This window comes from Bacillus sp. FSL M7-0003 (genome assembly GCF_038628485.1).
In the GTDB taxonomy this organism is placed as follows: Bacteria; Bacillota; Bacilli; order Bacillales; family Bacillaceae; genus Bacillus; species Bacillus safensis.
Window position 1 is genome coordinate 303627 of sequence record NZ_CP152024.1, and the last position, 26669, is coordinate 330295.

The following is a 26669-nucleotide window of genomic DNA, read 5'->3' on the forward strand; positions in this document are numbered from 1 at the left end:
TTACAGTTCGCTAACGATTAGAAGACACATTTGCGATCAGATGACAGAAGGAAGGATTTTGACATCTTGATGTTACATTTCCCATTTTTTATGACAATGTAAAAAAGAAGCCTGGAAAGCTGGCTTCAAAATAATTCTGCTATTCGCTTGAAGGAACGTTGTTTTTCGATCGTATCAAAGGAATTGTTCAGAATCATGATGTCATCCGTTTGATAGCGGTCCATCAAGGTCTGTAATTGCTCTTTCACCGTTTTCTTCGAGCCGACAATCATCCGCTGGCGGTTTTGCAGCACTTTTTTCTTTTCCTGTGTGGTGTAGTGATAGGCGCTTGCTTCTTCTATAGAAGGAACGCGGCTGTCCAGTCCCTTTTCAACACGAAGCAGCCATAAATCTGTACTGCTGGCGATCCTGTCTGCTTCTTCATCTGTTTCACCGCAGATGACAAAGACGGCAAACATAGATTGTGGCTGCCTAGAAAAGACAGATGGAGAAAAGTGTGATCGATACGTCTCAAATGCTTGTGTGCCGCGTGCAGGATGGATAAAGTGGCCGAAAATATAGTTGATTCCAAGCTCCGCCGCCTGCATGGCACTATTTTCTCCCAGCCCAAGCAGCCAAACCGGCGGATGAGTATCAACAAGCGGAGCAGCTTTCACGCCTGTATGCGGATGACCAGAAGGCAGTCTGTCTGATAAGTAAAAAAGAAGATCCTTCAGCTGGCGGTCAAACTGAGACAGATCTTTAGGCACGCCGTCTGTCAAAGCGAGCCTCGTCCTTTCGATCCCGCCTGGAGATTTGCCGACACCAATCTCAATCCGTCCAGGATAAAGGGCTTCAAGCTGCCGCGTGACCTCTGCTACTTTAAAAGGACTGTACTGAGGAAGTAAAATACCGCCAGATCCGGTACGCAAGGTCGTTGTATGAGCCGCAATATGAGCCATTAATATTTCAGGCGCTGTACTAGCGAGCCCTCTTGTGCTGTGGTGTTCAGCGAACCAATAGCGCTCATACCCAAGCGTTTCAGCCAGCTGAGCCAGCTGCGTTGTATGAATCAATGTCTCCTGAGCAGACTGACCTTTAGGAATGGCGACTTGATCTAATATATGAAGTGATGGCATCATCAACATCCTTTCATCAACATGCTGAATATAAGTATAAAGAAATCCTTAGGTGGAAGGAAACGAAAGGGTTTATCCTTTGCTTTTATCTTTTCTATATCAACATATGAAACCACATCAATACACTCGTTATCAGCTAGAGCTGTTCATCGGGAACTTTCGACAATGTTTCACATGAAACACTTCATTAACGACATGAACCATTTCCAATGTGCATCTTTCGTTAAAAAAATATAAAGTGTTTGAAACCTATCTTGAACATAGATCGTATATACTAGTAAATAGAAAAAAGAGTAAGAGGCTCCAATGTCATTTCATGAATTTTGTCGAATTTTCATGTATGATGATTTTAATAGGGTCCATCGCTTAATAAATAGATTTTTATTATGCTGGAGGAGTGATTGATTTGGCGATTACATTAGAAAAAGGTCAACGTATTGATTTAACAAAAGGGAAAACAGGGCTAACAAATATTCTTGTTGGACTTGGCTGGGACCCTGTATCACAAGGCGGCGGATTTTTAGGAAAGCTGTTTGGCGGCGGAGGCGGCGCTGATGTTGATTGTGATGCTTCAGTGCTCATGCTGAAAAATGATAAGTTTACGGAAAATAAAGATTTGATTTATTTTGGCAACCTAAAGAGCAAATGCGGCAGTGTTGAGCATACAGGTGACAACCTGACTGGTGAAGGAGACGGAGATGATGAACAAGTCCTCGTCAACTTGAGCAAGGTGCCAGGTAACGTGAATAAATTGGTGTTTGTCGTGAACATTTATGATGCTCTTAGAAGAAACCAACACTTTGGTATGATTCAAAATGCTTACATTCGCATCGTTGATCGTTCAAACAATCAAGAATTAGTGAAATATAATTTAAAAGATGATTATGCAGGAAAAACATCATTAATCGTCGGAGAGCTTTATCGTCACGAGAATGAGTGGAAGTTTGCGGCGCTTGGAAATGGAACAAATGATGCGAAGCTTGCAGATATTACGAGAAACTATATTTAAACAGAAGGGAGAGGTTCCTAGTGGGAATTTCTTTAGCGAAAGGTCAAAAAATTGATTTAACAAAAACGAATCCGGGTTTAACAAAAGTAGTCGTCGGTCTTGGCTGGGACGTCAATAAGTATGACGGCGGACATGACTTTGATCTGGACGCAAGTGTATTCCTTTTAGATGCGACAGGTAAAGCAAGCTCTCCATCTGACTTTGTCTTTTACAACCAAACAACTGGCGGAGGCGGCAGTGTCGTACATACAGGCGATAACCGCACTGGTGAAGGGGACGGGGATGACGAGCAGGTCAATGTTGACCTTGCAGCTGTACCAGCAAGTGTTGAAAAGATTTCATTTGTCATTACAATTCATGATGCAGAAGCGCGCAGTCAAAATTTCGGACAAGTGTCTAACGCATATGTACGTATTTTAAATGCAGCATCGAATGAAGAACTCATTCGCTACGATTTGGCAGAGGATTTCTCAATTGAGACAGCCATTATTGTAGGTGAATTATACCGTCATGGCGGGGAATGGAAATTCTCAGCTGTCGGATCAGGCTATCAAGGCGGTCTTGCCCGCATTGCAACGGACTTTGGCTTAGATATCGGATAACGCAATAGTTTTCTATTTTCAAAGACAGGAGAGATACGAATATGGCGATTCAGCTTTCAAAAGGACAACGTGTCGATTTAACCAAAACCAACCCAGGGCTGACGAAAGTGATGATCGGTCTTGGCTGGGATACGAATAAATATTCTGGCGGAGCCGAATTTGATTTGGACGCTTCGGCTTTCTTGGTGGATGCAAACAATCGTTGTCAGCAAGATACAGATTTTGTGTTCTATAATAACCTTCAGCATCCGAGCGGCAGTGTCACTCATACAGGTGATAACCGTACGGGTGAAGGAGATGGAGATGACGAGCAAATTCTCGTTGATTTCTCGAAAATTCCTGCTAACATTGATCGTATCGGAATTACAGTTACGATCCATGATGCAGAGGCGCGCAGCCAAAATTTTGGACAAGTCTCTAATGCATTTGTTCGTGTTGTAAATGAAGAGGGCGGGGAAGAATTGATTCGCTTCGATTTAGGCGAAGACTTCTCAATTGAAACAGCTGTTGTGGTATGTGAATTGTACCGACACGGAAGTGATTGGAAGTTTAACGCGATCGGAAGCGGATTCTCTGGCGGACTTGCAGCTCTTTGTCAAAATTATGGGTTAGAAGTGTAAATAAGAGAAACAAATCAGTTCAAGAGATGCTGTCAAAAGCTCATATGAGGGCCTTTTCCTAAGTGAGAAAGAAACAGCGATCAAGAATAGCAGCAGGCGAAAGCCTGCTGATGCTTCTACACTTATAGGAGGAAAACCAGTTGGACATTTTGAAACATATGTTGGATACATATGCCTCGTTTTTTGATTGGCATATGTGGGCAGAGGTATTAACAGACCCTGTCTCTTGGGGGCTTATTGGGACTCTTGTCGTGCTTGAAGGATTGTTATCAGCAGATAACGCACTTGTATTAGCTGTGATGGTGAAACATCTACCAGAAAAGCAGCGTAAAAAAGCATTAACCTACGGATTAATTGGCGCTTATTTCTTCCGTTTTCTATTCATTGGCGTAGGGATGCTGCTTATTAAGTTCTGGTGGATTAAGGTCCTCGGAGCTGCTTACTTAGCATGGCTTGTTATTAAGCACTTCTGGTTAGGTGACGGCGATGATGAAGCGAAGGAACTGAAAAAAGAAGGCTGGTTGATTCGAGTCTTTGGTGTGTTCTGGGCAACTGTTATTTCTGTTGAAATTATGGACCTTGCCTTCTCGGTTGATAGTATTCTTGCAGCATTCGCTGTATCTGAGGAAGTATGGATTCTACTATTAGGCGGAATGCTTGGAATTCTCATGATGCGTACAGTCGCGCAGTTATTCCTTGTTCTCATTGATCGTATCCCAGAGCTTGAGAATACTGCGTTTATTCTCATCGGGATCATTGCGATCAAAATGGGCTTGAGTGCTGCTCACATTGAAATCCCGCATCTTGTATTCTTTGCGATTATTATCCTAGCATTTATCGGAACGTTTATCGTTCATAAGATCAATAAGAAGAAACATCAAGAAGTGACAAACGAAGCTGCGGCTTCAAAAGAAGAATAGGACGATCAAAAAGGAATGGAGTTGATTAGCGGCTCCATCCTTTTTTGAATCATCAAGTCATTTGTTCGATTTTCTCTCAACAACAGGAGGTGGCACAGCATGCGGTATTTTCAGTTTTTATCAGAGGCGAGGCAGCACGATATTTTTTTCAAACGGCCGGGGTCGATGCATTTGATGACGCCAAGGCACGTACTTGCGCATGCATTAGGTGCTACTTTGTATATGCCTGCGACAAGACAGGATATAGCAGACATGCTGCTGTCGCAGAAATATGAAGCGCTTTGCTCTGTTGTATTTTGTTTAGAGGATGCCATCGGTGATCAAGAAGTGGAAATGGCTGAACAGAATCTAGTGGTACAACTCGCCAAACTGTCGGACAAATTAACGCATACACCTGAAATGGCTGAACAAATGCCGCTTTTATTTATTCGGGTTCGTTCGCCGAAGCAGCTGCTGAAAATGGCAGATTTGCTTGGTCCATCTCTTCGTTTATTGACGGGTTTTGTATTTCCAAAGTGTTCTATTCATAATGCGAAGGATTATTTGGACAGCTTGAAACAGGCGTCCGCACAAACGAAGACAACGCTGTACGGTATGCCCATTTTGGAAACACCCGATTTATTAGAAAAAGAAACAAGATATACGGTGCTGTCTAAGTTAAAGCAGATCATGCTGAATGATGAAGAATATATTTTGAATATTCGTATTGGGGCAACGGATCTTTGCGGCTTATATGGCATTCGCCGTGATCGCAACACCACCATCTATGAAATCAGATTGATTGCTGATTTGATCACAGATATTATCAATTATTTTGGCCGTTCCTTTGTTGTATCAGGTGCTGTATGGGAGCATTTTGGCCCTGCACGAAAGGAACAAAAACCTTTCATCCGTGCGCTTTCTAAGGGCGGTGAGCTGTCCTTATCTGAATTCGATGACGTACAAGGTTTACTCAAAGAGACAAGACTCGATGTAGCCAACGGCATACATGGAAAGACAGTGATCCATCCAACACATCTCAAGCCAGTGCAAAGCATGTACGTTGTGACAAAGGAAGAGTACTTGGATGCATTAAGCATTCTGGAACATGCCGACGGCACAGTTGGCGTGATGAAGAGTGCTTTCTCTAATAAGATGAATGAAACGAAGCCCCATTACAGGTGGGCAGAGCACATTTTAATTAAGTCAGACATTTACGGGGTGTTTCATGAAAATAGAAGCTATATCGACATACTCACAGAATCAGAAGCGGCATACGCTGAACATCTTGGAACATATGGAGGTTGAGCTTGACCTCAAAGAGGGTGAGCTCCAGCTGGAAAAAGAGCATCTTTTTGAGATGGCGGCAAGGGTGAACAAAAAAAGAGCCTTTTTATTCGTTAGTAAGGTGCTTGGAAAGCATATTCCTGTTCATCCAGTAAAACCGCTCCTTGTCTCGGGTCTTTTAGCGATGGCATATGCCAAAGAGCAAACGGGAAAGACGCCCCCGCACCAAGATTTTATCGTCGAGGCACTCAAGACGGATGATCACACGGTGTTAACGGCAGCCTATGAAACACTCAAAGAAGAAAAGCTTTCAGCTGGCAATGTGCCTGTCGTCATCGGCTTTGCGGAAACGGCAACAGCCCTTGGACATGGTGTGTATGATGTGATAGAAGGCGCATCATACATTCATACGACACGTGAACAGCTGCTGGATCTTGACCCGTCATTGGTATTTGAAGAAGAACATTCGCATGCAACAGATCAGCTTTGTTATGCAGACGAAGCATTACTTCGCACAGACCGCCCCATCGTGTTAGTAGATGATGAAGTCACGACAGGCCGTACCAATATCAACATCATTCGTGACCTTCACGCAAAGTATCCAAGGCATTCTTATACCATTCTTTCCATTTTGGACTGGCGGACGGAGGAGCATGAGAAAGCCATGTGCCAGCTTGAAGAGGAGCTTGGAATTCACATCACATCATTGTCTTTATTAAAAGGGCAGATGATTTTTCGAGGCAAGACGCTCGATGAGCCAGCTTATTCGTATGAGATTGCGGAGCAAGAGAAGCAGCCAAGTCTCTCTTTTCACTCTCTTCAATCTTTCTTTAAGCAGGTGCCATATTCACTTTCTCATGCAGCAAATTCGGCTGTTCATTCGCCATATATACATGAAACGGGCCGTTTTGGTTTAAATGCAGCAGATACGGAAGCGCTCGACCAAGCAGCTGCTGAAGCGGGATTGAAGCTGCGGCAGGAACGCAAAGGAAAACAAACACTCTGCTTAGGGACAGGTGAGCTGATGTATGTGCCAATGAGACTGTCTGCACACATGGGGCAAGGTGTTCTCTTTCATTCAACAACGAGAAGCCCTATTCACCCAGTCGAAAAGGATGGATACGCTGTCCAAAATGGGTTTACCTTTATGAATCCAGAGGATGCCCGAATTCAGCACTACGTGTACAACATTCCAAAAGGTGAATATGATGATGTATTTCTCTTTTTTGAGAAAAAGGTCTCTCAGGAGTCATTGCTTCCGCTTGTTCACTTATTTGCTGAGCGGCATGTGAAGCATGTGCATATTGTGACTTTATCAGACGAGGTGAAGGTGAATGGCTAATGTGTATACAAAGATGGGGAGCTATCCAGAGCAGGATGTAACCTTCTTACTCAAAGATTTATCCTCTATTGAGATGGAGAAAAGTACAGAGGAGCGGGAGCGTTCGATTCAGAGCGGTGCGCATTATTCAGAAATGCTGCCAATTGAGTACAAACCAACGGCATCTTATATGACTTTATTCTATCAATCTCTTGAAGAAAGTAAGGAAAAGGTAGCAGAAGCAGTAGCTGTTGTAGCAGAACAGATTGTGAAAAAGAGAGGCTTCCAAACCGTGCTTTGCAGTTTGGCGCGTGCGGGGACACCGATCGGGGTGCTGATCAAACGATATATTCGAAAGACGTATGGTGTCGATCTGCCTCATTACAGCATCTCTATTATTCGCGACCGCGGAATAGACGAGAATGCACTGCATTATATGCTGAAAGAACATCCAGGTTTTGAAATTGCTTTTATCGATGGATGGACTGGAAAAGGGGCGATTTCGAAAGAGCTCCAAAAAGCTGTTCTTGATTTTGAAAAAAAGTATGGTGTACGTCTCTCGAGTGAGCTGGCTGTGCTGGCAGACCCCGGCTATTGTACACATGTATACGGAACGAGAGAGGACTTTCTCATTCCAAGTGCCTGCCTGAATTCGACGGTGTCTGGACTTGTCAGTCGTACGGTACTAAACAACCGCTGGATCAATGCCGATGATTTCCATGGGGCAAAGTATTATAAAGAGCTGCTTGATGAGGATGTGTCCAATCTATATGTGGATACAATTGAACAAGCATTTTCCAGCCTCGGACCAAATGTACAAGAGAAAGCAGAAACCATCCTTACACAGGGGACGCCGGCAGATTGGCGGGGAATGGCATCCATTGAAGCAATCGGTCAGGAGTTTCAAATTGAAAATACCCATTTGATTAAGCCGGGAGTTGGTGAGACGACCCGCGTGCTGCTTAGAAGAATCCCTTGGAAAATCTTGATTCAGCCTGGATCTCAGGAAAAGCTGAAGCATATTTTGCTTTTGGCTGAGGACAGAGGTGTTCCTGTCATTGAATATGCCAATATGTCCTACACGTGCTGTGGGTTAATTCGTCCGCTGGAGCAAACGTCATGAAGACATTTGCATTTGCCAGTGATTTAGACCGGACGCTGATTTACTCACATCGAGTGCTTGACCAGTATGCGTATGAAGGAGAGTATGATTTAGTTGAGGTGCTGGACGAACGGCCGCTTTCCTATATGTCTGTTGAAACGAAAAAATCTTTGCAGACGATTCATCAATCAGGCTGGTTCATTCCAGTGACGACAAGAACAACCGCACAGTATGAACGAATCACCTTCTTTGAGCAAGAGCTTAAACCGGAGTATGCTGTCACAACAAACGGGGGCTGTATTCTTCATCATGGCAAGCCGCTTGAGGATTGGCAGGCCATTGTTGATGAGAGACTTAGGGAGTGTATGCCAGTCAGAGAGATGCTGAGGGCGATCTCCGAGCTTCCAGTTGCGGCATGGGTGAAGCGTACCCGTACAGCAGAGGGAAGATTCCTTTATTTGATTATGAAAGAGGAGTATCTATCTCACATTCCGCTTACTGAATTGAAGCTGTGGGGTGAGGAGAGAGGATGGCAGGTTTCTCTTCAGGGACGGAAGCTTTATTTTATTCCACAGCCGCTTAATAAGTGGGATGCTGTTGCTTTTCTAAAGGACAGGCTGCAGCTAGAATACGTCTATGGTGCGGGTGATTCCCTGTTAGATGCGGGGCTCATTCGTCAATCAGATATGGGCTTTGCCCCAAGGCATGGAGAAGTTCTCGGCTTTGACCCAGAACTTAAGCCGACAGCAGCATCTGGCATGGCCGCAGCGGATGAAATCACCGCTTGTGTCATCGAGCAGATGATGAACGTAAAAAAGCCTTCGATTCGATAGCAGAAGTAGAAGGCTGAATGATATGATAGTAGTAGCTTTCGAGAAGATATAGGAGAAAGGAAGGAGCGGCGTGAGTTATAAAAAAATCAATGTCACCCATACACGGGCGGAGCAGGAAGCCTGGAAAAACGTGCTGAAAAAGCCGCTCCCTGAAAGAGAAGGTTATGTAAAGGACGAGCATACGTTGTCCTTGCCGCGTCTCGCCGCCCGGGTCCTTGGAACTCCGCATGATGCAACCGATTATTTTATTTATTTACATGAATTATACGAAACAGACGGCATGCATATTTTAAGTGAAACGCTCAATCGTCATATTGAGCCAGAGCATTTTCAAGCGCTGCAGCGCATTCATTTGATTAACCAAGAAGAAAAGGGATTGTCCGTGAATCGCTTTGTGGCTTTTTTAGATGGTGAACAGCTGATTGTACGCCATCCAAACCCTGTGATGAACCGGCATATTCGTCTTTCATTGATTAAGGTGTTTGAGCATTTCAAGCAGATGCATGAAGGTGGATTTCAGCATCCTGATTTCCGCCGGGTTCTGCTGGATGTCGTGAAGTTTTCAAATAATCATCTAGGTCCATGGCTGAGGGAAGTCAATATCGAAGAAAAAATGCCGGCTGTCATTTGGTATGGAGAGGCGAATAAAAGTCAGCTTTATTTTCTTTACTATGTCATGCTGATTGGCTGTGATGTTGTGCTATTTCATCCAGAAGGCGAGGATTCGTTCCGCGAATTAGATCCAGAAGAAAAGCTGACTTTTATTGATCAGTACCCGGGGACTTCAAAGCTTGAGCCGTTCCCTACTGAAAGGCCTGAGAGGAAATCAACGGTGGCGTACCGCTCGACAAGAGAGCTTGAAGAGGTGCTTCACACGGAAGATTCAATGCTCTATAAGCCGTGGCAATTCAGAGATCATACTCCTCTTTCTATTACACTGAAGACAACGTATGATGAGCTGTTTTTAATCGCAAAGGAACGATCCTTTATCCGCCCGAATTTTAAAGCAGACCGGGACACGATACAGATTCCGAATCTTTTTGCGAAAATGATGGGTGTCACACGAGACAAGCGTGAATACTGGGATCGCATTCACACGTTAATGGAGGGGAAAGAGACGAAGACCATTCGCCATTTTCCTTTTACGAAAGAAGTGACTTCGAATTATCAATTTCATTATCAGCATGCACTTTCTTCTAATAGAGAGATTGATCCTGACTTATTAATGAAAAGCAATGTGTGGCAGTTTTCTCATCTATATGAGGGCACGCAGCGTGCGATAGCAGAGGCGATATCTCGAATCTGTCAGCATCCGAAGCTATTAAAAGAAGGCAATGAAACCGAATTAGATGTCCGTATTTATTTATTCAAGCAGGTTCTGCATTTAAGCCAGGATCTCATTGAACTGATTCAAACCTTTGATTACGCACAAACCGTACCGAAAGTGATTTTATACCATACGGAATATAATGGAGAGCTGACTCGTTCTGATGCGGCCGCCCTGATTTTCCTAAATGAAATGGGTGTGGATCTCTTCGTATATCATCCGGCGGGATATCAGTGTATCGAACGGTATATCGATGACCAATTATTTGATACCCATTGGCTTGATGAGATGGTCATGAACCAGGAGTTTAAAGAGCCGTCCATCGTTAGAAAGTTATTTCAATCCATTAAAAACCGATAAGGAGATCAAAGCTTATGACAAATACAAACGGAAATGACATCATTTCAATTGATAAAGAGGAAATCACGATTGAGAAGGCAGACGATATTCGCGTTCAGCTTCGAAACGAACCAGAAGTGCAAAATATTGCGAGACAGATCGATGTGAAAAATCAGCTGGAACTGCTTGAATACGGGAAACAGCCGGCCGTTGAAATCTCTAAGTTCTCTGATCGTATCCTTTCAATGATGCGTTCAACAAGCGTCACTGACTCAGGAACAATGCTGACACAGCTTGGTAAGATTATGGATCGCTTTGATAAAAATGATTTTGACGAACCGAAGGGTGGTTTGTTGTCAAAAATCTTTAAGCGCGGCGGCAGCATGATCGAAAAGATTTTTAGTAAATATCAAACGCTCGGTGCAGAAATTGAAAAAATTAATGTGGAAATTAGTAAATATAAAGATGAAATGACCAAATCGACTGTGACGCTTGAAGAAATGTATGAGCATAACATTCAATACTATTTGGAGCTGGAAAAGTATGTCGTAGCCGGTCAAATGAAAATCGAAGAATTAAAGCAATTGGTTCCTTCATATGAAGAAAAAGCAGCTAGTGGAAACCAGCTGGCACAAATGGAGCTTGATACGCTTCGTAATGGCATTCAAGCGCTTGAAGAGCGTGTGTATGACCTTGATATGGCACGAATGGTGGCGCTTCAAACGGCACCGCAAATCCGTTTGCTTCAGCGTGGGAATACGAAATTAATCGGTAAAATCAACTCTGCCTTCATCATCACGATTCCAATTTTCAAAAATGGGATCATTCAAGCTGTTACAGCGAAGAGACAAAAGCTTGTGGCTGATTCTATGAGTGAGCTGGATAGAAGAACAAATGAAATGCTGAAACGAAATGCTGAAAACATTTCAAGTCAAAGTGTGGAGATTGCCAAATTATCTGGCCGTCCAAGCATCGACATTGAAACGATCGAATCTTCCTTTAATACAATTGTACAAGGGATGAAAGAGACGAAACAGATCGAAGAAGAGAACAAGCGATTACGCGAAGATGGAACAAAACGTATGCTTGAGCTTCAAGATAATATTAAGCGGGCTGCCCTAGAGTCCTAAAAAAACAAGCTGTCTGTAACTAAAGTTGCAGGCAGTTTTTTATGAATTTAAATAAAATTTGAGGAAAAAGGTTTTTATGTGACCATTTTCGGGTAAATCCTGTTCAGGGGAATGGTTCGCCCATGATTCAAAAAACCGCTATGACGAGGATTCGACTTATTTTTTAGCACAATTAGGAATTTCCAGTAAAATATTGTCTGATGAGAGGAAATACCCCGTAAAATATGTAGTTTATGAAGCATTCTATAGGATTTAAGAGTAATACGGCGTATAAACTCTAATGACCAGACCTCTATATGGAATTCATACATATTGTGGGGAAATAAGCGAATTCTAAAGATTGTTCGCATCATAACGCTTATGTTACGGTTATAAAGATGCTAATTTGGAGGGAAAATATGAATTCTGAAGAGAGAAATATCAAAATCAAGATAAATAATGTATCTAAAATTTTCGGTAAAAATGCTAAAAAAGCATCTCAAATGCTTGAAAAAGGGAAAACAAAAAGAGAAATCCTAAAAGAGACCGGCGCAACTGTTGGTGTCAATCGAGCAAATTTTGATGTATATGACGGCGAGATATTTGTCATCATGGGGCTATCAGGGAGCGGAAAGTCCACACTTGTGCGGATGCTAAACAGGTTAATCGAACCAACCTCCGGTGAAATATATATTGATGGGGATATGATAACAAATATGTCAAAGGATCAATTGCGTGAAGTCAGACGGAAAAAGATCAGCATGGTTTTCCAAAACTTCGCATTGTTCCCGCACCGTACAATTCTTGAGAACACTGAGTATGGTCTTGAATTGCAAGGTGTCGATAAAGAAGAGCGCAGACCAAAAGCGCTTGAATCTTTAAAGCTTGTTGGACTTGAAGGCTTTGAAGAGCAATATCCAAATCAATTAAGTGGCGGTATGCAGCAGCGTGTTGGATTGGCACGTGCGTTAGCAAATGACCCTGACATTTTATTAATGGATGAAGCATTCAGCGCACTAGATCCATTAATTCGTAAAGATATGCAGGATGAATTGCTTGAGCTTCATACATCTGTAGGAAAAACGATCATTTTCATTACCCATGATTTAGATGAGGCGCTTCGTATTGGTGACCGCATTGTACTCATGAAGGACGGAAATATCGTTCAAATCGGAACACCAGAAGAAATTCTGATGAACCCATCGAATGAATATGTTGAACGCTTCGTTGAAGATGTTGACCTTTCTAAAGTATTAACCGCTGGTCATATTATGAAACGTGCAGAAACAGTTCAGATCGATAAAGGGGCACGTGTTGCGCTTACGCTCATGAAAAACCTTGGGATTTCGTCTATCTATGCAGTAGATAAGAAAAAGCATTTATTAGGTGTTATTTCTGCACAAGCAGCGAAAAAAGCAGCAGAAACAGGTGCATCGCTTGAAACTGTTCTTGATAAAGAGTTTACGACAGTGTTGGAATCAACGTATTTAACAGAAATCTTTGATGCAGTGTCTGATGCGGCAAACATTCCAATTGCAGTTGTAGATGAGAAAAACAGAATGAAGGGCATTGTGGTCAGAGGTGCATTGATTGGTGCATTATCAGGTAATGATGAATATATCAACATGTCTTCTAACAAGCTAGAGGAAATTAAGACACAAGAGCCTTCTGCACAGGAGGTAGAATAAGATGTTTAGTATGAGTGATTTACCTAGAATTCCGTTTGCGGAATATATCGATCAATTTGTTGACTGGTTAACATTAACGTTTGGTGGTTTTTTTGATGGCATCACAAATGGATTAGCAGGAACAGTAAATGGGATTGTGGCAGCACTTGGCGTCATTCCATCCATAATTCTAACCCTTATCTTTGCCGGTATTGCTTGGTGGATCAGTACAAGAGGAGTTGCTCTTTTCACACTTATTGGATTTTTACTGATTGACTATTTAGGCTACTGGCATCCAATGCTTCAAACACTTGCACTCGTTTTGACCGCTGTGGTCATTTCCATTGTAATCGGGGTTCCGATCGGTATTTGGGCATCACAGAAGGAAACTGTGCGTAAAATTGTGACACCTATTTTAGATTTAATGCAGACAATGCCTGCATTCGTTTATCTATTACCAGCGATCTTCTTCTTTAATATTGGGGTTGTTCCTGGGGTTGTGGCATCGGTTATTTTCTCCATGCCGCCAACGATTCGTATGACCATTCTCGGTATTAAACAAGTACCAGCTGATTTAATTGAAGCTACCGAAGCATTTGGTTCAACGACATTCCAGCGTTTATTCAAAGTTCAGCTTCCACTTGCAACAAAAACCATCTTAGCTGGTATTAACCAAAGTATCATGCTGGCTCTATCAATGGTCGTGATTGCGGCAATGGTAGGTGCACCAGGACTTGGTTCAGAAGTATATAGTGCGGTAACGCAGCTGAAAACAGGTATTGGTTTTGAAGCAGGTATTGCCATTGTTATTGTGGCGATTACACTTGACCGTATTACACAAAACATTAAAACGAAAAAAACCAGGGGGAATGCTTAATGTGGAAAAAGTCTCTCTACATTGGGATGACCGCCCTGCTCGTCTTTTTACTAGCAGCTTGTGGTGTACAATCGGATTCAAATGCAAGTGCTGCACAGCAGGTCAATAAAACGATTATTGGGATTGATCCGGGTTCAGGTATTATGGCTCTAACCGATCAGGCCAAAAAGGATTATGGCTTAGAGGATTGGACGGTTGTGTCTGCATCAAGTGCAGCCATGACGGCAACGCTCAAAAAATCTTACGACCGTAAAAAGCCAATCATTATCACTGGCTGGAATCCACACTGGATGTTTTCCCGCTATGATTTAAAATATTTAGATGATCCAAAAAAATCTTACGGTGAAGCGGAAGAAATTCATACGATTTCACGTAAAGGCTTTGCGAAGGATCAGCCGGAAGCAGCTAAAATGCTTAGTCAGTTTAAATGGTCTCAAGATGACATGGGCGAAGTCATGATGGATATCCAAGATGGTGTGAAACCAAAGGATGCCGCCATAAAATATGTGAAAAAACATAAAGACCAAGTAGCGAAATGGACAAAAGGCGTGAAAAAGTCGAATGGTGGAAAAGTCAATCTTGCTTACGTTGCATGGGATAGTGAGATTGCAAGTACCAATGTTGCAGCAGAAGTATTGCGTGAACTCGGGTTTAAAGTAACTTTGACTCAGGTTGAAGCAGGTCCAATGTGGACAGCAATTGCAACCGGAAGTGCGGATGCATCATTATCTGCTTGGCTGCCAAATACGCATAAAACGTATGCAGCGAAGTTTAAAGGAAAATATGATGACCTTGGTACAAGTATGAAAGGTCTTCGAATGGGGCTAGTTGTCCCGACATATATGAAGAACGTAAACTCCATTGAGGATTTGAAAAAATAGTCAATGATGTAGTGGTTCCCTTATAATAGAAGGGAGCATGTTGAAAAAGCAGTCTGCTCAAAAAGCGGCTGCTTTTTTCTTATATAGAAGGATGGAGTTGTCGGGCGATGGATAAGTCAATCATGATTTTTTTGCATGGTGGAGGAGTAAGCAGCTGGATGTGGCAGGAGCAGGTTGAAATATTGAAGGACACGTATGAATGCTTTGCTCCTGATCTCATTGGACACGGGACAAGAGCAAAAGAACAGATATTTTCAATGAATGAAAGCACCCGTGAAGTCATCTCATGGATCAAGGAAAATGCGAATGGCCGTCAAGTGATTCTGATTGGATTTTCTTTAGGTGCGCAGATTGCCGTTGATGTGTTATCAAGAGAGCCGGATATCGTAGACATAGCCGTCATCAATAGCGCCCTTGTGATGCCTTTGCCATGGCTCCATTTCATGGTGAGACCCCTCTTGCCACTGACGTATCCATTATTAAAGAAAGATTGGTTTATCCAGCTCCAAGCCGAAAAGATGGGGCTCTCGCAACATGTACTGCATCATTATGCGGCGGAATCGAAACATCTGCAAAAGAAAACCCTTCTTACGATGTTTCAAGAAAACCTCCATTACAAGCTCCCTGACACGTTTCAACAAGCGAAGGCACGCATTCTTGTCACAGTGGGAGAAAAAGAAAAAGGCATTATGAAACGGTCAGCAAAAAAAATAACGAATTCACATCCGAAGGCAACAGGCTTCATCGTTCCCGGTATTGGACATACATTTACTTTTGAGAAGAAAGAACTTTTTACAGAAATGATCAAATGCTTTATAGAGGCACGTGCATTACCAGTCGAATTAAAGGAAATCCAGTAGCCGCGCCAATCAATAAGTGAAGACGAGCATAAAAAGGGCGCCAGTCTCTTAAAATCTGTATGATATAGGTGTAGAGCGCTTACAGTTTGTGTTTCCTAGAAGGAGGAGCTATGAGTAAAAACTATATCATATTCGGTGCAAGTCAAGGATTAGGAGATGCTTTTGTAAAGGGTCTCCCTTCAAGTGGAGATACAGTTTGGATTGTATCGCGAAGTGAACCAAGCAGTTTGAGCATAGATGACGGTGTACATAGAATTTGGCTGAAAATCGACTTATCAAGCCAAACGCATATCTCTTATATGCTCGAAGCACTGGAGAACAAGACGATTGATGTACTCATCTATAACGTCGGCTTATGGGAAAAACGAGGCTTTGAAGACGATTATTCCTTTGATCACGATCAGCCAGAGGATATTGCACATTTAATCAATGTGAATGTCACCTCAACCATTACATACATCCAGGCACTGCTTCCGCACGTAAGGAAATCAGAGAATGGGAAAATCATCGTGATTGGCTCAACGGCCGGACTCGACCATACAAACCTGCCTCAGGTCTCGTTTGTTGCATCTAAATTTGGCCTGCGCGGAATTGTAAATGCACTGAGAGAGCATGTGAGGAAAGATAAAATATCCGTCACCTGTATCAATCCAGGAGAGCTGGCGGCGGAGGTTCCATATGAGGATGGAGCCGAAAAGGCCATCACTCTATATGATGAAACGAGAATCCCTGTCCAGGATATTGTGGAGCTTGCGAGATGTGTGATTCATTTATCAAGGGTATCTTGCGTAAAAGAAATCAACGTTCCCGCCATGGCAGATCTGAATGCATAATATAAAGCAGACCACCCGCTTAATGAGAAGGCGGGTGGCTTTTTCATTTATGATGAATGCTGCTGGAGTGTTTGATAGACAGCTTCGGTCAAAATCTCAATGCCGGTAAAGATTGCCGAGCGGTTGAAGGTCATATACGGATGATGAAGACCAGGCTTTAAATCACAGCCTAAACCGAGCATTGTGGATTTGATATGCGGAAGCTTTGCTGCATAAAAGTGAAAGTCCTCTCCACCTGTTGTGACAATCGGGGGATCAAGCTGTTCTTTACCTAAAACCTGTTCAATTGCATGAGACATGATCTGGACAGCTTCCTCATTTAAGGTGGCGGCAGGCAGACGATGGTCTGTTGAAAGTGTAATGGAAGCGCCAAAGGCATCCGCTACAGAATGAACGGCTCTTTCAATTTCTTTTTCTAGTTCATCCATCACTTCGTTTGTTTGCGCCCGTACATCTAATGTAAAAGAAGCTTTACCTGGGATGATGTTTGAGCTGCCCCCGCCAGCATGTAAATTGGTCATTTTGACAGAATGCGCAACTCTTGGATCGACATGGATATGCGCGAGTCTCTGCACAAGGGTAGAAGCCACTTCTATTACGTTGATGCCAAGGTGTGGACGTGCACCGTGCGCTTCCTCGCCAATAATGGTGCCGACATAATGATTACTTGATCCGTGCAAAATAGCAGGAGCGCAGCGTCCGTTTAATGTTTCTTGAATTGGACGCACATGTACGCCATATAAGTAATCGACATCTGCCAGCACACCTTTTTCAATCATTTTCAGCGCACCGCCGCCTCTTTCCTCAGCAGGCTGAAAGATGAAACGGATCGTGCCGTTTGGTCGTTCTTTTTCCTTTAATGCCATGAAGGTGCCAAGAGCCATTGTCATGTGTGCATCGTGGCCACATGAATGATTGGCTTTAAACTCACCATCTACTTCCTGCCAAAGTGCATCAATATCAGCTCTCACAGCGACCACTGGTGCGCCTTCTCCAATTTCACCGATCACCCCTGTACAGTCGTCAAATGTTTGAGTTTTGCAGCCCAATTTTTTCAATATATCTTCAATATAAGCGGTCGTTTCTGTTTCTTCCCAGCTGATTTCTGGGTGGGCATGCAAGTGTTCAAAGATGTCTGTCACGGTTTGTTTCATTTCGTTTGTCAAAGTTGTCATGAGAATCCTCCTTGCTGACAGATAATCTGCCAAAACATTATTTTAATGAAATAATATTGCTCTTAAATATCAACAGTGTTTATAATATAACACATCATTTGATTATTCTGAAAATTAAGTGAAATTCCGATCGGGACAAAGGGGTTTTGACACATGAAAACAGCGACAGTATCAGCACCAGAGAAACAAAAACGAAAACTTCAAATGCCAGATGCGTATGTTCTCTTATTTATGATTGCACTGATTTGTACAATAGCAACGTATTTTGTACCAGCGGGTGAGTTTGACCGAAAGACATCTGGGGAGATCACAACAGCCGTTCCTGGCAGCTATCACCGTATTGATCAATCACCAGTGAGTCCAGTTGGCTTTTTTACAGCGATACAAGAAGGAATGGTAGGGTCCTCTTCTATTATTTTTCTGATTCTATTTACGGGCGGAACCATTGCCATTTTGGAGAAGACAGGTGCTATTAACGGGATGATTCACCATGTCATCAGCCGGTTTCAAACGAAGCAATTATTGTTTATTTGTATTGTTGGGGGATTATTTTCAGTCCTTGGAACGACCGGAATTGTCGTGAACTCTGTCATTGGATTTATTCCAATCGGCATCATTGTAGCACGATCCTTGAAATGGGATGCTGTAGCAGGAGCGGCTGTCATATACATCGGCTGTTATGCAGGATTTAACGCAACGATTTTATCTCCATCTCCATTAGGTTTATCACAAACGATTGCAGAGCTGCCGATCTTTTCCGGAATTGGCCTGCGTGTCATTATTTATCTTTGTTTTCTTATTTCTAGTATTGTGTACATCTATTTATATACAAGACGTCTGAAGAATAAAGAAAAGGGAAGCATTCTTGGCGATCAATGGTTTCCTGCTAAGGGGCTTGGCGGAGCCGATGCGGAATCTGTGGACAAGCCTGCATTTACTGGCAGACATAAGCTGATTTTAGCAGTGTGCGGATTGTCACTTGGAGGATTCTTATATGGCGCACTTCAGCTTGGCTGGACCGATAAGGAAATGGCGGGTGTGTTCATCTTTATGGCTATCGCTGCTGGACTGCTTGGCGGTTTAGCGGCCAATGATATTGCGAAAACGTTTATTATTGGGTGCCAAAGCCTTGTATACGGCGCACTTATTGTTGGGATGGCACGCTGTATTTCGGTCATTTTAGAAAATGGGAAGCTGCTTGATACAGTGGTCAACGGCTTGGCGAGTATGCTGACAGGCTTTAGTCCAATCGCTGGTGCGATCGGGATGTATATTGCGAGTGCGCTTCTTCACTTTTTGATTTCATCAGGATCAGGAGAAGCTGTTGTCTTTATCCCGATTCTTGCGCCGCTCGCTGATTTAATGGGTATCACAAGACAGGTAGCTGTAGAAGCAGTGATGCTTGGCGAAGGGGTAGTCAACTGTATCAATCCGACTTCTGGTGTATTGATGGCTGTGCTTGCTGCAAGTGGTATACCTTATGTAAAATGGCTGCGTTTTATGGTGCCGCTTGCCCTCATTTGGTTTGTCATCGGTCTTGTATTTATTTGTATCGGGGTCATGATCAACTGGGGACCTTATTAAATATGTAGGAAGCTGCCGACGAGTGTTTGGCAGCTTTTTTCTTGTGGAAATATGTATGGATCCAGCGCTTTGAAAGCACAATAAATGTGTTCACAAATTCGCTACATATTTTTTTTGAGCAGTCCCCTTGCAAAAGTTTGTGAAATGTTGCACAATATGAATGTGAAATACTTCACATAAGAAAAACAGCCTAGTTTTACTCAGGAGGATGAGATAAATGACAAACGAAAAAGTAAACAAAGTAGCCCTTATTGGAGCAGGTTTCGTCGGCAGCAGTTATGCCTTTACATTAATAAATCAAGCAATCACAGATGAATTGGTTGTCATCGATTTGAATCAAGACAAAGCAATGGGTGACGTGATGGATTTAAACCACGGAAAAGCATTTGCCCCGCATCCTGTGAATACATGGTATGGAGATTATGAGGATTGTAAGGATGCAGATATCGTCTGTATCTGTGCTGGTGCAAACCAAAAGCCAGGTGAAACAAGACTTGATCTTGTTGAGAAAAATTTAAATATATTTAAAGGCATTGTAGAAAACGTAATGAAAAGTGGATTTGATGGCATTTTCTTAGTTGCCACAAACCCAGTCGATATTTTGACATATGCGACTTGGAAATTCAGTGGACTTCCAAAAGAACGAGTAATTGGCAGTGGTACGACGCTTGATACGGCAAGATTTAGATACATGCTTAGTGAGTATTTTGAAGCAGCGGCACACAACGTGCATGCTTACATCATTGGCGAGCATGGAGATACAGAGCTTGCTGTTTGGAGTCATGCGAATATCGGAAGTGTACCAATTGCAGAATTAATGAAGAGAAATGATCAATACAAACAAGAAGACTTAGATGAAATCATGGAAAATGTTCGTCATGCCGCTTACCAAATCATTGAGAAAAAAGGCGCCACTTATTACGGCGTAGCAATGAGTTTAGCCCGCATTACAAGAGCGATCCTGCACAATGAAAACAGCATTTTAACTGTCAGCACTTACTTAGATGGAGAGTACGGAGCAGAAGATGTTTACATTGGTGTACCAGCTCTTGTGAATCGAAATGGTGCAACAGAAGTGATGGAGCTCGCACTGAACGACACGGAGAAAGAAAAATTTGCACACAGTGTAAATGTGTTAAAAGAGATTTTGGCTCCTCATTTTTAATCAATCAAAAGCAACCTATCTGAGCAGAAAAGGATGAATCACTATGTGGCAGCAAATATATGATCCGTTTGGTAATGAATTCGTCAGTGCATTGGTGGCAATGCTCCCAATCTTGTTTTTCCTTCTTGCATTAACTGTTTTTAAGCTAAAAGGTGTTTTAGCCGCTTGTTTTACCTTAATCGTCAGTTTTGTAACAGCTGTTTTCTTCTTCCATATGCCAGTTGAAAAAGCATTATCTGCTGTGCTGCTCGGTATATCTAATGGGCTGTGGCCGATTGGATATATCGTCATCATGGCGGTATGGCTCTATAAAATTGCCGTGAAATCTGGTAAGTTCGATGTCATTCGATCTAGTATTGCAGGAATCTCTCAAGATCAACGTCTTCAGCTCTTATTAATCGGTTTTAGTTTTAACGCATTTTTAGAGGGCGCTGCTGGATTTGGTGTACCGATTGCGATCAGTGCCGCTCTCTTAACAGAGCTTGGGTTTAAACCGCTGAAAGCTGCGATGCTCTGCTTAATTGCCAATGCTGCGTCTGGTGCATTTGGGGCGGTGGGCATCCCGGTGATTACAGGGGCGCAAATGGGCAATATGACGCCGCTTGCGTTATCTCAAACCCTTGTATATACCATCCCATTTATTTCATTCTGTATTCCGTTTCTCCTCATTCTGATTGTAGATGGATTGAAAGGGATCAAAGAAACTCTGCCAGCCTTGCTTGTTGTGAGTGGTACCTATGCCATTTTGCAAGCTGTCACAATGGTGACGATGGGTCCTGAGCTTGCCAATATTATTTCTGCCTTAGCAAGTATGGGAATTTTGGCTTTATTTCTTCGGAAATGGCAGCCAAAACACATTTATCGTGAAGAAGGAGCGCCAGATATTGAACAGAAACAAACGTATCGCGGCGTTGAAATACTGAAAGCATGGTCTCCGTTCTATATTTTAACTGCTGTTATTACGGTATGGAGTCTGCCGGCATTTAAAGCATTGTTTGCTGTAGGAGGACCGCTTAACTGGACGACCATTTTAGTGAAAATGCCATTTTTACATCAGCAAATTGTGAAATTACCACCAATTGCACAAACGGAAACACCTATTGATGCGATCTTTAAAATTGATGTCATCAGTGCAACGGGGACCGCCATTCTGATTGCGGTCATGCTGACAGGGCTGTTTAGCAGACATATTACATTAACAGAAGGCGCTGTCTGCTTAAAAGCAGCGGTGAAAGAGCTTTGGGTTCCTGTTCTGACTATTTGTTTTGTTATGGGTTTTGCCAACCTTGCGAACTTTGCTGGCCTAAGTTCAGCCATTGGACTTGCTCTTGCCAAAACGGGCGATTTGTTCCCGCTTGTCAGCCCGGTGCTTGGCTGGATCGGCGTGTTTATTACGGGGTCTGTCGTGAGTAACAACGCCTTATTCGGTAACCTTCAAGCGGTCACTGCTTCTCAAATCGGCTCACAGGCAGGTTTGTTAATTGGGGCGAATACGACCGGTGGTGTGATGGCGAAATTAATTTCTCCACAATCAATCGCTATCGCTACAGCAGCTGTTGGAGAAACAGGGAAAGAATCTGAGCTCTTCAAAAAGACCGTGAAGTACAGCTTCATCCTGCTCGGTATTGTATGTATATGGACATTCATTCTTGCTCAATTTGTATAGGTTGATAGACTAAAAAAGACTGAGAAAGATCTCAGTCTTTTTCTTTATGTAGATTCTCTTGTCACGAGCCGGGTAGGCAGCTGGATATGTTCGCGCTGTAATGGTTTTTGATCTTGCAGGAGTGCGATCATTTGCTGTACAGACCGCTGGCCAAGCTCTACGATCGGTATGTCAATTGTGGTGATCGTTGGAGCTGTCACCTCACAAATGTCTTGGTTGTCATAGCCGATGACCGCTAGATCCCCGGGGATTTGATAGCCGTATGAAATAGCCTGTTTAATGAGTCCTGCTGCGACTTGATCATTGCCGGTGAAAATGGCATCAGGCGCTTCCTTCATGTGATGGATGACCTCCATTAAGCGAAAGCCGTCTTCAATGGTAAAAGCCTCTCCAAACAGCCAATCATCTTGCAGCGGCAAACCGTGAGCAGAGAGTGCATCAAGATAGCCCTGTTTCCTTTGTTTCTGCGCTTCACTGCTTTCTGTATCAAAGCAAAACCCAATCGATTTTCGCCCCGACCGAATCAAATAGTCCACCGCTTTATAGGCGGCTTCCCGTTCATCGTATCCAATAATCGGGATGTTTGCTGTTTGGTGATATTCATTTGCCATGACAATGGGGCCGTTCGTTAAAAATGGCTCAATTTTCTCCCACGTATTTTCTAACGCACCCAATATAACCCCATCGACTTCTTTTCTTTTTAATAATTGAAGCCCTTCAAGCTCTAATGCTTCTTGATAAAACGTCTGGAGCACGATGGCTTTATATCCTTGATCCAGTGCTTCCTTTGAAATGCCTTTAATCAATTGTGCAAAAAAAGGATGGTCCACAGCTGGAACAGACACAGCAATGGTTTTTGTCTGATGTGACCTTAGTGTGCGGGCTGCTGAACTCGGTGTATATTCCATTTCTTTCATCACCTGTAAAATGAGCTGCCGCTTTTCTTCTGACACATATGGGTGATGGTTTAGCACTCTGGAAACGGTGGTGGTTGAAACCCCGCAGCGTTTGGCAATTTCATAAATTGTACACATATTAACAAATCCTTTACACAAAGTTATTGTTCTGAAATCGATAACATCATTTACAATGTGAAACAAGTTAAATATTAACAAAAGGAATTGATTAATTGGAGGGAATGGAATGCAAATATTGACGAAGATATCAGGTAAAAGCAAGGATTATCTTCCTTTGCTGGATATGATCAATCAAGGTGTTCAAGTTAAGGCTGATTCAGTTGAAAAGCATCTAGCAAATGAAAAGCTGGTGACGTTCCTTGAGCAAGATATAGAGCGCACAGGTTTGGAAAAAATTCTCTTCCATTATAAACAAAATAAGGAAAAAAAGATACCGTTTCTGCCAGTTGACAAACTGATTTCAGAAGATGAAATCGATGATATTATGCAGGTGCTGAAGGAAGTATTGAGCTCTGGCCGTTTTACTTCAGGGCCATATATTCCGACATTTGAAAAGGCGATTGCTGAGTACTTAGGGAAAAAATATGTCATTGCCACGTCAAGTGGAACAGATGCATTAATGATCAGTCTCATATCAGCAGGCGTCCATCCAGGAGACGAGGTGATTTTGCCGGCCAATAGCTTTGCTGCAACAGAAAATGCAGTGCTTGCCATTGGGGCTGTTCCGGTATATGCCGATATTGATCCTGAAACCTACTGCCTCTCACCGAGTGAAATAGAGAAACATATCACAGATAAAACGGTATGCATTCTACCGGTTCATTTATATGGAAAGCAAGCGGATATGAAGGAGATTTCGGCGATTGCGAAACAGCATGGGCTGAAAATCATTGAAGACGGCTGTCAGGCGATTGGCAGCAGCGGCCTTGGCGCTTATGGAGATGGACTTGTTCTCAGCTTTAATCCATACAAAAACCTTGGGGTCTGCGGAAAGGCAGGAGCCATCGCTACAAATGATGAGGCCTTAGCGGAAAAATGCATGGAGATCAGCTATCACGGCTTTGAAGCTGGAAAGAAAAATGTCAAACGCAGTGACTATGGCTTTAATTCGAAAATTGATAATTTGCAGGCAGCGATTGGACTCGAACGAATGAAGTATTTAGGACTGCAAAATTTCAAACGTTTTTACTTAGCCAAGCGATACATTGAACAGCTGCAAACGCTTGAGGATGAAGGATATATGAAGCTCCCGACGCTGACAGATGATCATGTATGGCATCTATTCCCGATTAGAGTGCTGAAGGGAGAACGAGATGAACTGGCAGCGAAATTGCTGGAAATGGGCATAGAGACGGATGTCTATTACCCGGTTCTATCGCATCAGCATCAAACAAATCTTGTTTCTCAAAAATATAGACAAACGACACTTCCACACACGGAAAAAGCTGCGCAGCAATTACTTCACTTGCCGCTTTATCCAGGAATGCCGCTGCAAGATCAGGAGAAGGTCATCGAGGGGGTTCATCATGTTATCAAGTCTTCCATTCAATAAAAAACTGCTGAATCTGCCGAAGAATCCGCAGTGGATCGTCTTCTGTGATTTTGATGAAACGTATTATTCTCACGGAATGACAGAGGAGCAGAGAGCGGATGTCAATCGGCTGGAAGCCTTTGTAGCAGAAAAGAGTGAAGCGGGACAGCTCTTGCTGGGCTGGGTGACGGGAAGCAGCCTCGATTCTGTCACGAGCAAAATGGAAAAAGGAGGGTTTCATCAATTCCCGCATTTCATTGCGTCGAACTTAGGGACTGAGATTGTATATACGTCGGATGCCCATTTTGGACAGCCAGATGCAGAGTGGATGAAGCGGCTGGATGCACAGGGCTTTTCAGATGAAAAAATCGAAGACATCCTGGAAACCATCCGAGAAAAGGGCATTTCCCTTAGACCGCAAACGCAGCTGGGCAGTTCAGGGTATAAGAAGAATTTCTATTATCAGGAGCAGGATGAACGGACAGATCTTTATCATCTATCATTTATCCAAACACTGGCTAAAGAGCGAGGCGTGGCAGTCAACATCAATAAATGCAACCCGCTTGCTGGAGATCCTGCGGATTGCTATGATGTCGATTTTTTACCAGTCGGAACAGGGAAGGATGAAATTGTCCGTTTTATGCTGAACCAATATGATTTATCGAAAGATCAAGGCTTTGCCTTTGGTGATAGCGGGAACGATTTGCGGATGCTTCAATCCGTCACACACGGCTTCCTTGTCCAAAATGCGACAGCTGAAGCCAAACGGCACCATCACCAAATTTGTCATCATGGGTATGCAAAAGGAATCTATGAAACACTGAAAACAGTGATGTATAAACATGAGGAGGCACATTCATGAAGAAAATTGGAATTGTTGGAGCAGGGAATATTGCAAAAGCACATGCAAGAGCATTATCAACGATCAAAGGTGCAGAATTATCCGGTGTCTATGATTTGCATGAGTCGGTCGCACAGGGATTCATTAAACAGTACGGCGGACGTGTGTATTCAAGTATCGGGACACTGGCAGATGCATCTGATGGATTGATCATTGCATCCCCTAATTTTTGTCACAAGGACCATGCCCTTCAGTCGCTAAGAGCAGGACAGCCGATTTTATGTGAAAAACCGATGGCTGTGTCGTTGAAGGAAGCGAAGGAAATGGTGGAGACAGCCAAACAGTTCCAAGTTCAAGCCAGTATGGGCTTTAACTATCGTTATTTATCCTTTGTGAATATATTGAAAAACTTGATTGCCAACGGTGAATTAGGCCGCATTTTGACCGTCAGAACTCATTTTAAGAAAAACAGTGCCCTTAGAAGAAAGACTTTTTCATGGAGAGACAGCGGTGAAAGTCTGCGTACGAGCGGTGCACTAGGGGATCTTGGCATTCATTTGATTGATATGCTGTGGTACTTATTTGGCAGTGAAATGAAGAAAGAATCACTTAACACCAAGATGCTGACACATGTAAAGGAAAAAGAAGAGAAAAAGGTTCAGGTGGATGATCATACCGAAATTTTCGGGCAGATGGAGAATCAAGTGTTCTTTCATTTGGTGACATCCAAAAGCACGCAGCCTGAGGAATGTGGATTTAGTGTAGAAGTCGTTGGTCATGACAAGGTATTCAAATACCATACGAACATGAAAAACGAATATGAGATCAGTGATGGATTGTGTGTGGAGCGTCATCAAATGCCGCAAACTTTGCTGACAGATCCGCCAAATGAATTTTACGGATGGTCCGATACATTCCGCGATCAGCTGATGCATTGGGTGAATACTGATCCATACCCATCTCATATGAAGGTCGCTGATTTTGAAGATGGTTATCGCGCTCAGGCTGCGCTCAATACATGCTTTGAAAGGGAAGAGGCAGTTGTCTCTGCCCAGGCATATTAAAGAGGTGGAGCGGAGGATATCATGACTCCGCTCCTTTTTAGA

At 43.0% G+C, this 26669-nt stretch carries 24 protein-coding genes; 21 read left to right on the forward strand and 3 right to left on the reverse strand.

Annotation, left to right across the window (positions count from 1 at the left end; genetic code table 11):
• Nucleotides 1-125: 125 nt before the first annotated feature.
• The gene (locus MHI23_RS01650) at nt 126-1118 is read right to left on the reverse strand and encodes an LLM class flavin-dependent oxidoreductase (protein WP_125587133.1); all 993 of its coding nucleotides are present in this window, start codon (nt 1116-1118) and stop codon (nt 126-128) included.
• A gap of 406 nt (nt 1119-1524) precedes the next feature.
• Here MHI23_RS01650 and MHI23_RS01655 point away from each other — a divergent pair, with 406 nt between their 5' ends.
• The 15 genes from MHI23_RS01655 (at nt 1525) to MHI23_RS01725 (ending at nt 16684) form a co-directional block, all read left to right on the forward strand.
• Nucleotides 1525-2127 (forward strand): TerD family protein, encoded by a 603-nt coding sequence (locus MHI23_RS01655; protein WP_024427228.1) that lies wholly within the window; start codon nt 1525-1527, stop codon nt 2125-2127.
• A gap of 20 nt (nt 2128-2147) precedes the next feature.
• On the forward strand, nt 2148-2729 hold the full coding sequence (locus MHI23_RS01660; protein ID WP_034623949.1) for a TerD family protein: 582 nt from the start codon (nt 2148-2150) through the stop codon (nt 2727-2729).
• A gap of 41 nt (nt 2730-2770) precedes the next feature.
• Nucleotides 2771-3349: a TerD family protein gene (locus MHI23_RS01665; RefSeq protein WP_007498343.1), complete on the forward strand. Its 579-nt coding sequence runs from the start codon at nt 2771-2773 to the stop codon at nt 3347-3349.
• Nucleotides 3350-3489: 140 nt separating this feature from the next.
• Nucleotides 3490-4269 carry a TerC family protein gene (locus tag MHI23_RS01670; protein WP_024424355.1) on the forward strand — a complete coding sequence of 260 codons (780 nt, stop codon included), beginning with the start codon at nt 3490-3492 and terminating at the stop codon, nt 4267-4269.
• A gap of 99 nt (nt 4270-4368) precedes the next feature.
• A complete protein-coding gene (locus MHI23_RS01675) occupies nt 4369-5556 on the forward strand; it encodes an HpcH/HpaI aldolase/citrate lyase family protein (protein ID WP_342492224.1) in 1188 nt (395 codons plus the stop codon).
• Nucleotides 5546-6877, forward strand: coding sequence for a phosphoribosyltransferase family protein (locus MHI23_RS01680; RefSeq protein WP_342492463.1), 1332 nt, complete (start codon nt 5546-5548; stop codon nt 6875-6877). Before MHI23_RS01675 ends, MHI23_RS01680 begins: the two co-directional genes overlap by 11 nt.
• Entirely contained in the window at nt 6870-7979 is a 1110-nt protein-coding gene (locus tag MHI23_RS01685; RefSeq protein ID WP_342492225.1) for a cysteine protease StiP family protein, read from the forward strand. The genes MHI23_RS01680 and MHI23_RS01685 overlap by 8 nt, the downstream gene beginning before the upstream one ends.
• Complete coding sequence (locus tag MHI23_RS01690) at nt 7976-8791, forward strand: HAD family hydrolase (protein WP_076840679.1); 816 nt, start codon at nt 7976-7978, stop codon at nt 8789-8791. The genes MHI23_RS01685 and MHI23_RS01690 overlap by 4 nt, the downstream gene beginning before the upstream one ends.
• A 70-nt stretch (nt 8792-8861) precedes the next feature.
• Nucleotides 8862-10478 (forward strand): YceG family protein, encoded by a 1617-nt coding sequence (locus MHI23_RS01695; protein ID WP_342492226.1) that lies wholly within the window; start codon nt 8862-8864, stop codon nt 10476-10478.
• A gap of 14 nt (nt 10479-10492) precedes the next feature.
• Complete coding sequence (locus MHI23_RS01700; RefSeq protein WP_135033223.1) at nt 10493-11587, forward strand: toxic anion resistance protein; 1095 nt, start codon at nt 10493-10495, stop codon at nt 11585-11587.
• Nucleotides 11588-11985: 398 nt separating this feature from the next.
• A complete protein-coding gene (gene opuAA / locus MHI23_RS01705) occupies nt 11986-13254 on the forward strand; it encodes a glycine/proline betaine ABC transporter ATP-binding protein OpuAA (protein ID WP_087976279.1) in 1269 nt (422 codons plus the stop codon).
• A 10-nt stretch (nt 13255-13264) separates the two neighbouring features.
• Nucleotides 13265-14110, forward strand: coding sequence for a glycine/proline betaine ABC transporter permease subunit OpuAB (gene opuAB, locus MHI23_RS01710; protein WP_039182966.1), 846 nt, complete (start codon nt 13265-13267; stop codon nt 14108-14110).
• Entirely contained in the window at nt 14110-14991 is an 882-nt protein-coding gene (locus MHI23_RS01715; protein WP_226015242.1) for a glycine betaine ABC transporter substrate-binding protein, read from the forward strand. Before opuAB ends, MHI23_RS01715 begins: the two co-directional genes overlap by 1 nt.
• Before the next feature lie 107 nt (nt 14992-15098).
• Nucleotides 15099-15851, forward strand: a complete 753-nt coding sequence (locus tag MHI23_RS01720) for an alpha/beta hydrolase (RefSeq protein ID WP_024424346.1) — start codon at nt 15099-15101, stop codon at nt 15849-15851.
• 110 nt (nt 15852-15961) lie between these two features.
• On the forward strand, nt 15962-16684 hold the full coding sequence (locus tag MHI23_RS01725) for an SDR family oxidoreductase (protein ID WP_125587128.1): 723 nt from the start codon (nt 15962-15964) through the stop codon (nt 16682-16684).
• 47 nt (nt 16685-16731) lie between these two features.
• Here MHI23_RS01725 and MHI23_RS01730 read toward each other — a convergent pair whose 3' ends face one another.
• On the reverse strand, nt 16732-17859 hold the full coding sequence (locus MHI23_RS01730; RefSeq protein ID WP_125587127.1) for a M20 peptidase aminoacylase family protein: 1128 nt from the start codon (nt 17857-17859) through the stop codon (nt 16732-16734).
• 153 nt (nt 17860-18012) lie between these two features.
• Between MHI23_RS01730 and MHI23_RS01735 the strand changes: the two genes are divergently transcribed.
• The 3 genes from MHI23_RS01735 to MHI23_RS01745 all read left to right on the forward strand — a co-directional run bounded on the left by MHI23_RS01735 (nt 18013) and on the right by MHI23_RS01745 (nt 22274).
• A complete protein-coding gene (locus tag MHI23_RS01735; RefSeq protein WP_024424344.1) occupies nt 18013-19443 on the forward strand; it encodes a YfcC family protein in 1431 nt (476 codons plus the stop codon).
• A gap of 217 nt (nt 19444-19660) precedes the next feature.
• On the forward strand, nt 19661-20608 hold the full coding sequence (locus tag MHI23_RS01740; RefSeq protein WP_172880166.1) for an L-lactate dehydrogenase: 948 nt from the start codon (nt 19661-19663) through the stop codon (nt 20606-20608).
• A gap of 43 nt (nt 20609-20651) precedes the next feature.
• Nucleotides 20652-22274: an L-lactate permease gene (locus tag MHI23_RS01745; protein WP_024427240.1), complete on the forward strand. Its 1623-nt coding sequence runs from the start codon at nt 20652-20654 to the stop codon at nt 22272-22274.
• 44 nt (nt 22275-22318) lie between these two features.
• Here MHI23_RS01745 and MHI23_RS01750 read toward each other — a convergent pair whose 3' ends face one another.
• Nucleotides 22319-23308: a LacI family DNA-binding transcriptional regulator gene (locus tag MHI23_RS01750; RefSeq protein ID WP_024424341.1), complete on the reverse strand. Its 990-nt coding sequence runs from the start codon at nt 23306-23308 to the stop codon at nt 22319-22321.
• 109 nt (nt 23309-23417) lie between these two features.
• Between MHI23_RS01750 and MHI23_RS01755 the strand changes: the two genes are divergently transcribed.
• The 3 genes from MHI23_RS01755 to MHI23_RS01765 are packed head-to-tail and all read left to right on the forward strand — an operon-like array spanning nt 23418 to nt 26627.
• Nucleotides 23418-24743 (forward strand): DegT/DnrJ/EryC1/StrS family aminotransferase, encoded by a 1326-nt coding sequence (locus MHI23_RS01755; protein ID WP_125587124.1) that lies wholly within the window; start codon nt 23418-23420, stop codon nt 24741-24743.
• Complete coding sequence (locus MHI23_RS01760; RefSeq protein ID WP_125587123.1) at nt 24718-25584, forward strand: HAD-IIB family hydrolase; 867 nt, start codon at nt 24718-24720, stop codon at nt 25582-25584. The genes MHI23_RS01755 and MHI23_RS01760 overlap by 26 nt, the downstream gene beginning before the upstream one ends.
• Nucleotides 25581-26627: a Gfo/Idh/MocA family oxidoreductase gene (locus tag MHI23_RS01765; RefSeq protein ID WP_103132600.1), complete on the forward strand. Its 1047-nt coding sequence runs from the start codon at nt 25581-25583 to the stop codon at nt 26625-26627. The genes MHI23_RS01760 and MHI23_RS01765 overlap by 4 nt, the downstream gene beginning before the upstream one ends.
• The last annotated feature ends 42 nt before the right edge of the window (nt 26628-26669 follow it).

Coding starts and splice junctions, on each gene's coding strand:
- MHI23_RS01650 (WP_125587133.1), bottom strand. CDS start 1,118: ATGCCATCACTTCATATATTAGATCAAGTCGCCATTCCTAAAGGTCAG.
- MHI23_RS01665 (WP_007498343.1), top strand. CDS start 2,771: ATGGCGATTCAGCTTTCAAAAGGACAACGTGTCGATTTAACCAAAACC.
- MHI23_RS01675 (WP_342492224.1), top strand. CDS start 4,369: ATGCGGTATTTTCAGTTTTTATCAGAGGCGAGGCAGCACGATATTTTT.
- MHI23_RS01680 (WP_342492463.1), top strand. CDS start 5,546: ATGGAGGTTGAGCTTGACCTCAAAGAGGGTGAGCTCCAGCTGGAAAAA.
- MHI23_RS01685 (WP_342492225.1), top strand. CDS start 6,870: ATGGCTAATGTGTATACAAAGATGGGGAGCTATCCAGAGCAGGATGTA.
- MHI23_RS01690 (WP_076840679.1), top strand. CDS start 7,976: ATGAAGACATTTGCATTTGCCAGTGATTTAGACCGGACGCTGATTTAC.
- MHI23_RS01700 (WP_135033223.1), top strand. CDS start 10,493: ATGACAAATACAAACGGAAATGACATCATTTCAATTGATAAAGAGGAA.
- opuAA (WP_087976279.1), top strand. CDS start 11,986: ATGAATTCTGAAGAGAGAAATATCAAAATCAAGATAAATAATGTATCT.
- opuAB (WP_039182966.1), top strand. CDS start 13,265: ATGAGTGATTTACCTAGAATTCCGTTTGCGGAATATATCGATCAATTT.
- MHI23_RS01715 (WP_226015242.1), top strand. CDS start 14,110: ATGTGGAAAAAGTCTCTCTACATTGGGATGACCGCCCTGCTCGTCTTT.
- MHI23_RS01720 (WP_024424346.1), top strand. CDS start 15,099: ATGGATAAGTCAATCATGATTTTTTTGCATGGTGGAGGAGTAAGCAGC.
- MHI23_RS01725 (WP_125587128.1), top strand. CDS start 15,962: ATGAGTAAAAACTATATCATATTCGGTGCAAGTCAAGGATTAGGAGAT.
- MHI23_RS01730 (WP_125587127.1), bottom strand. CDS start 17,859: ATGACAACTTTGACAAACGAAATGAAACAAACCGTGACAGACATCTTT.
- MHI23_RS01735 (WP_024424344.1), top strand. CDS start 18,013: ATGAAAACAGCGACAGTATCAGCACCAGAGAAACAAAAACGAAAACTT.
- MHI23_RS01740 (WP_172880166.1), top strand. CDS start 19,661: ATGACAAACGAAAAAGTAAACAAAGTAGCCCTTATTGGAGCAGGTTTC.
- MHI23_RS01745 (WP_024427240.1), top strand. CDS start 20,652: ATGTGGCAGCAAATATATGATCCGTTTGGTAATGAATTCGTCAGTGCA.
- MHI23_RS01750 (WP_024424341.1), bottom strand. CDS start 23,308: ATGTGTACAATTTATGAAATTGCCAAACGCTGCGGGGTTTCAACCACC.
- MHI23_RS01755 (WP_125587124.1), top strand. CDS start 23,418: ATGCAAATATTGACGAAGATATCAGGTAAAAGCAAGGATTATCTTCCT.
- MHI23_RS01760 (WP_125587123.1), top strand. CDS start 24,718: ATGTTATCAAGTCTTCCATTCAATAAAAAACTGCTGAATCTGCCGAAG.
- MHI23_RS01765 (WP_103132600.1), top strand. CDS start 25,581: ATGAAGAAAATTGGAATTGTTGGAGCAGGGAATATTGCAAAAGCACAT.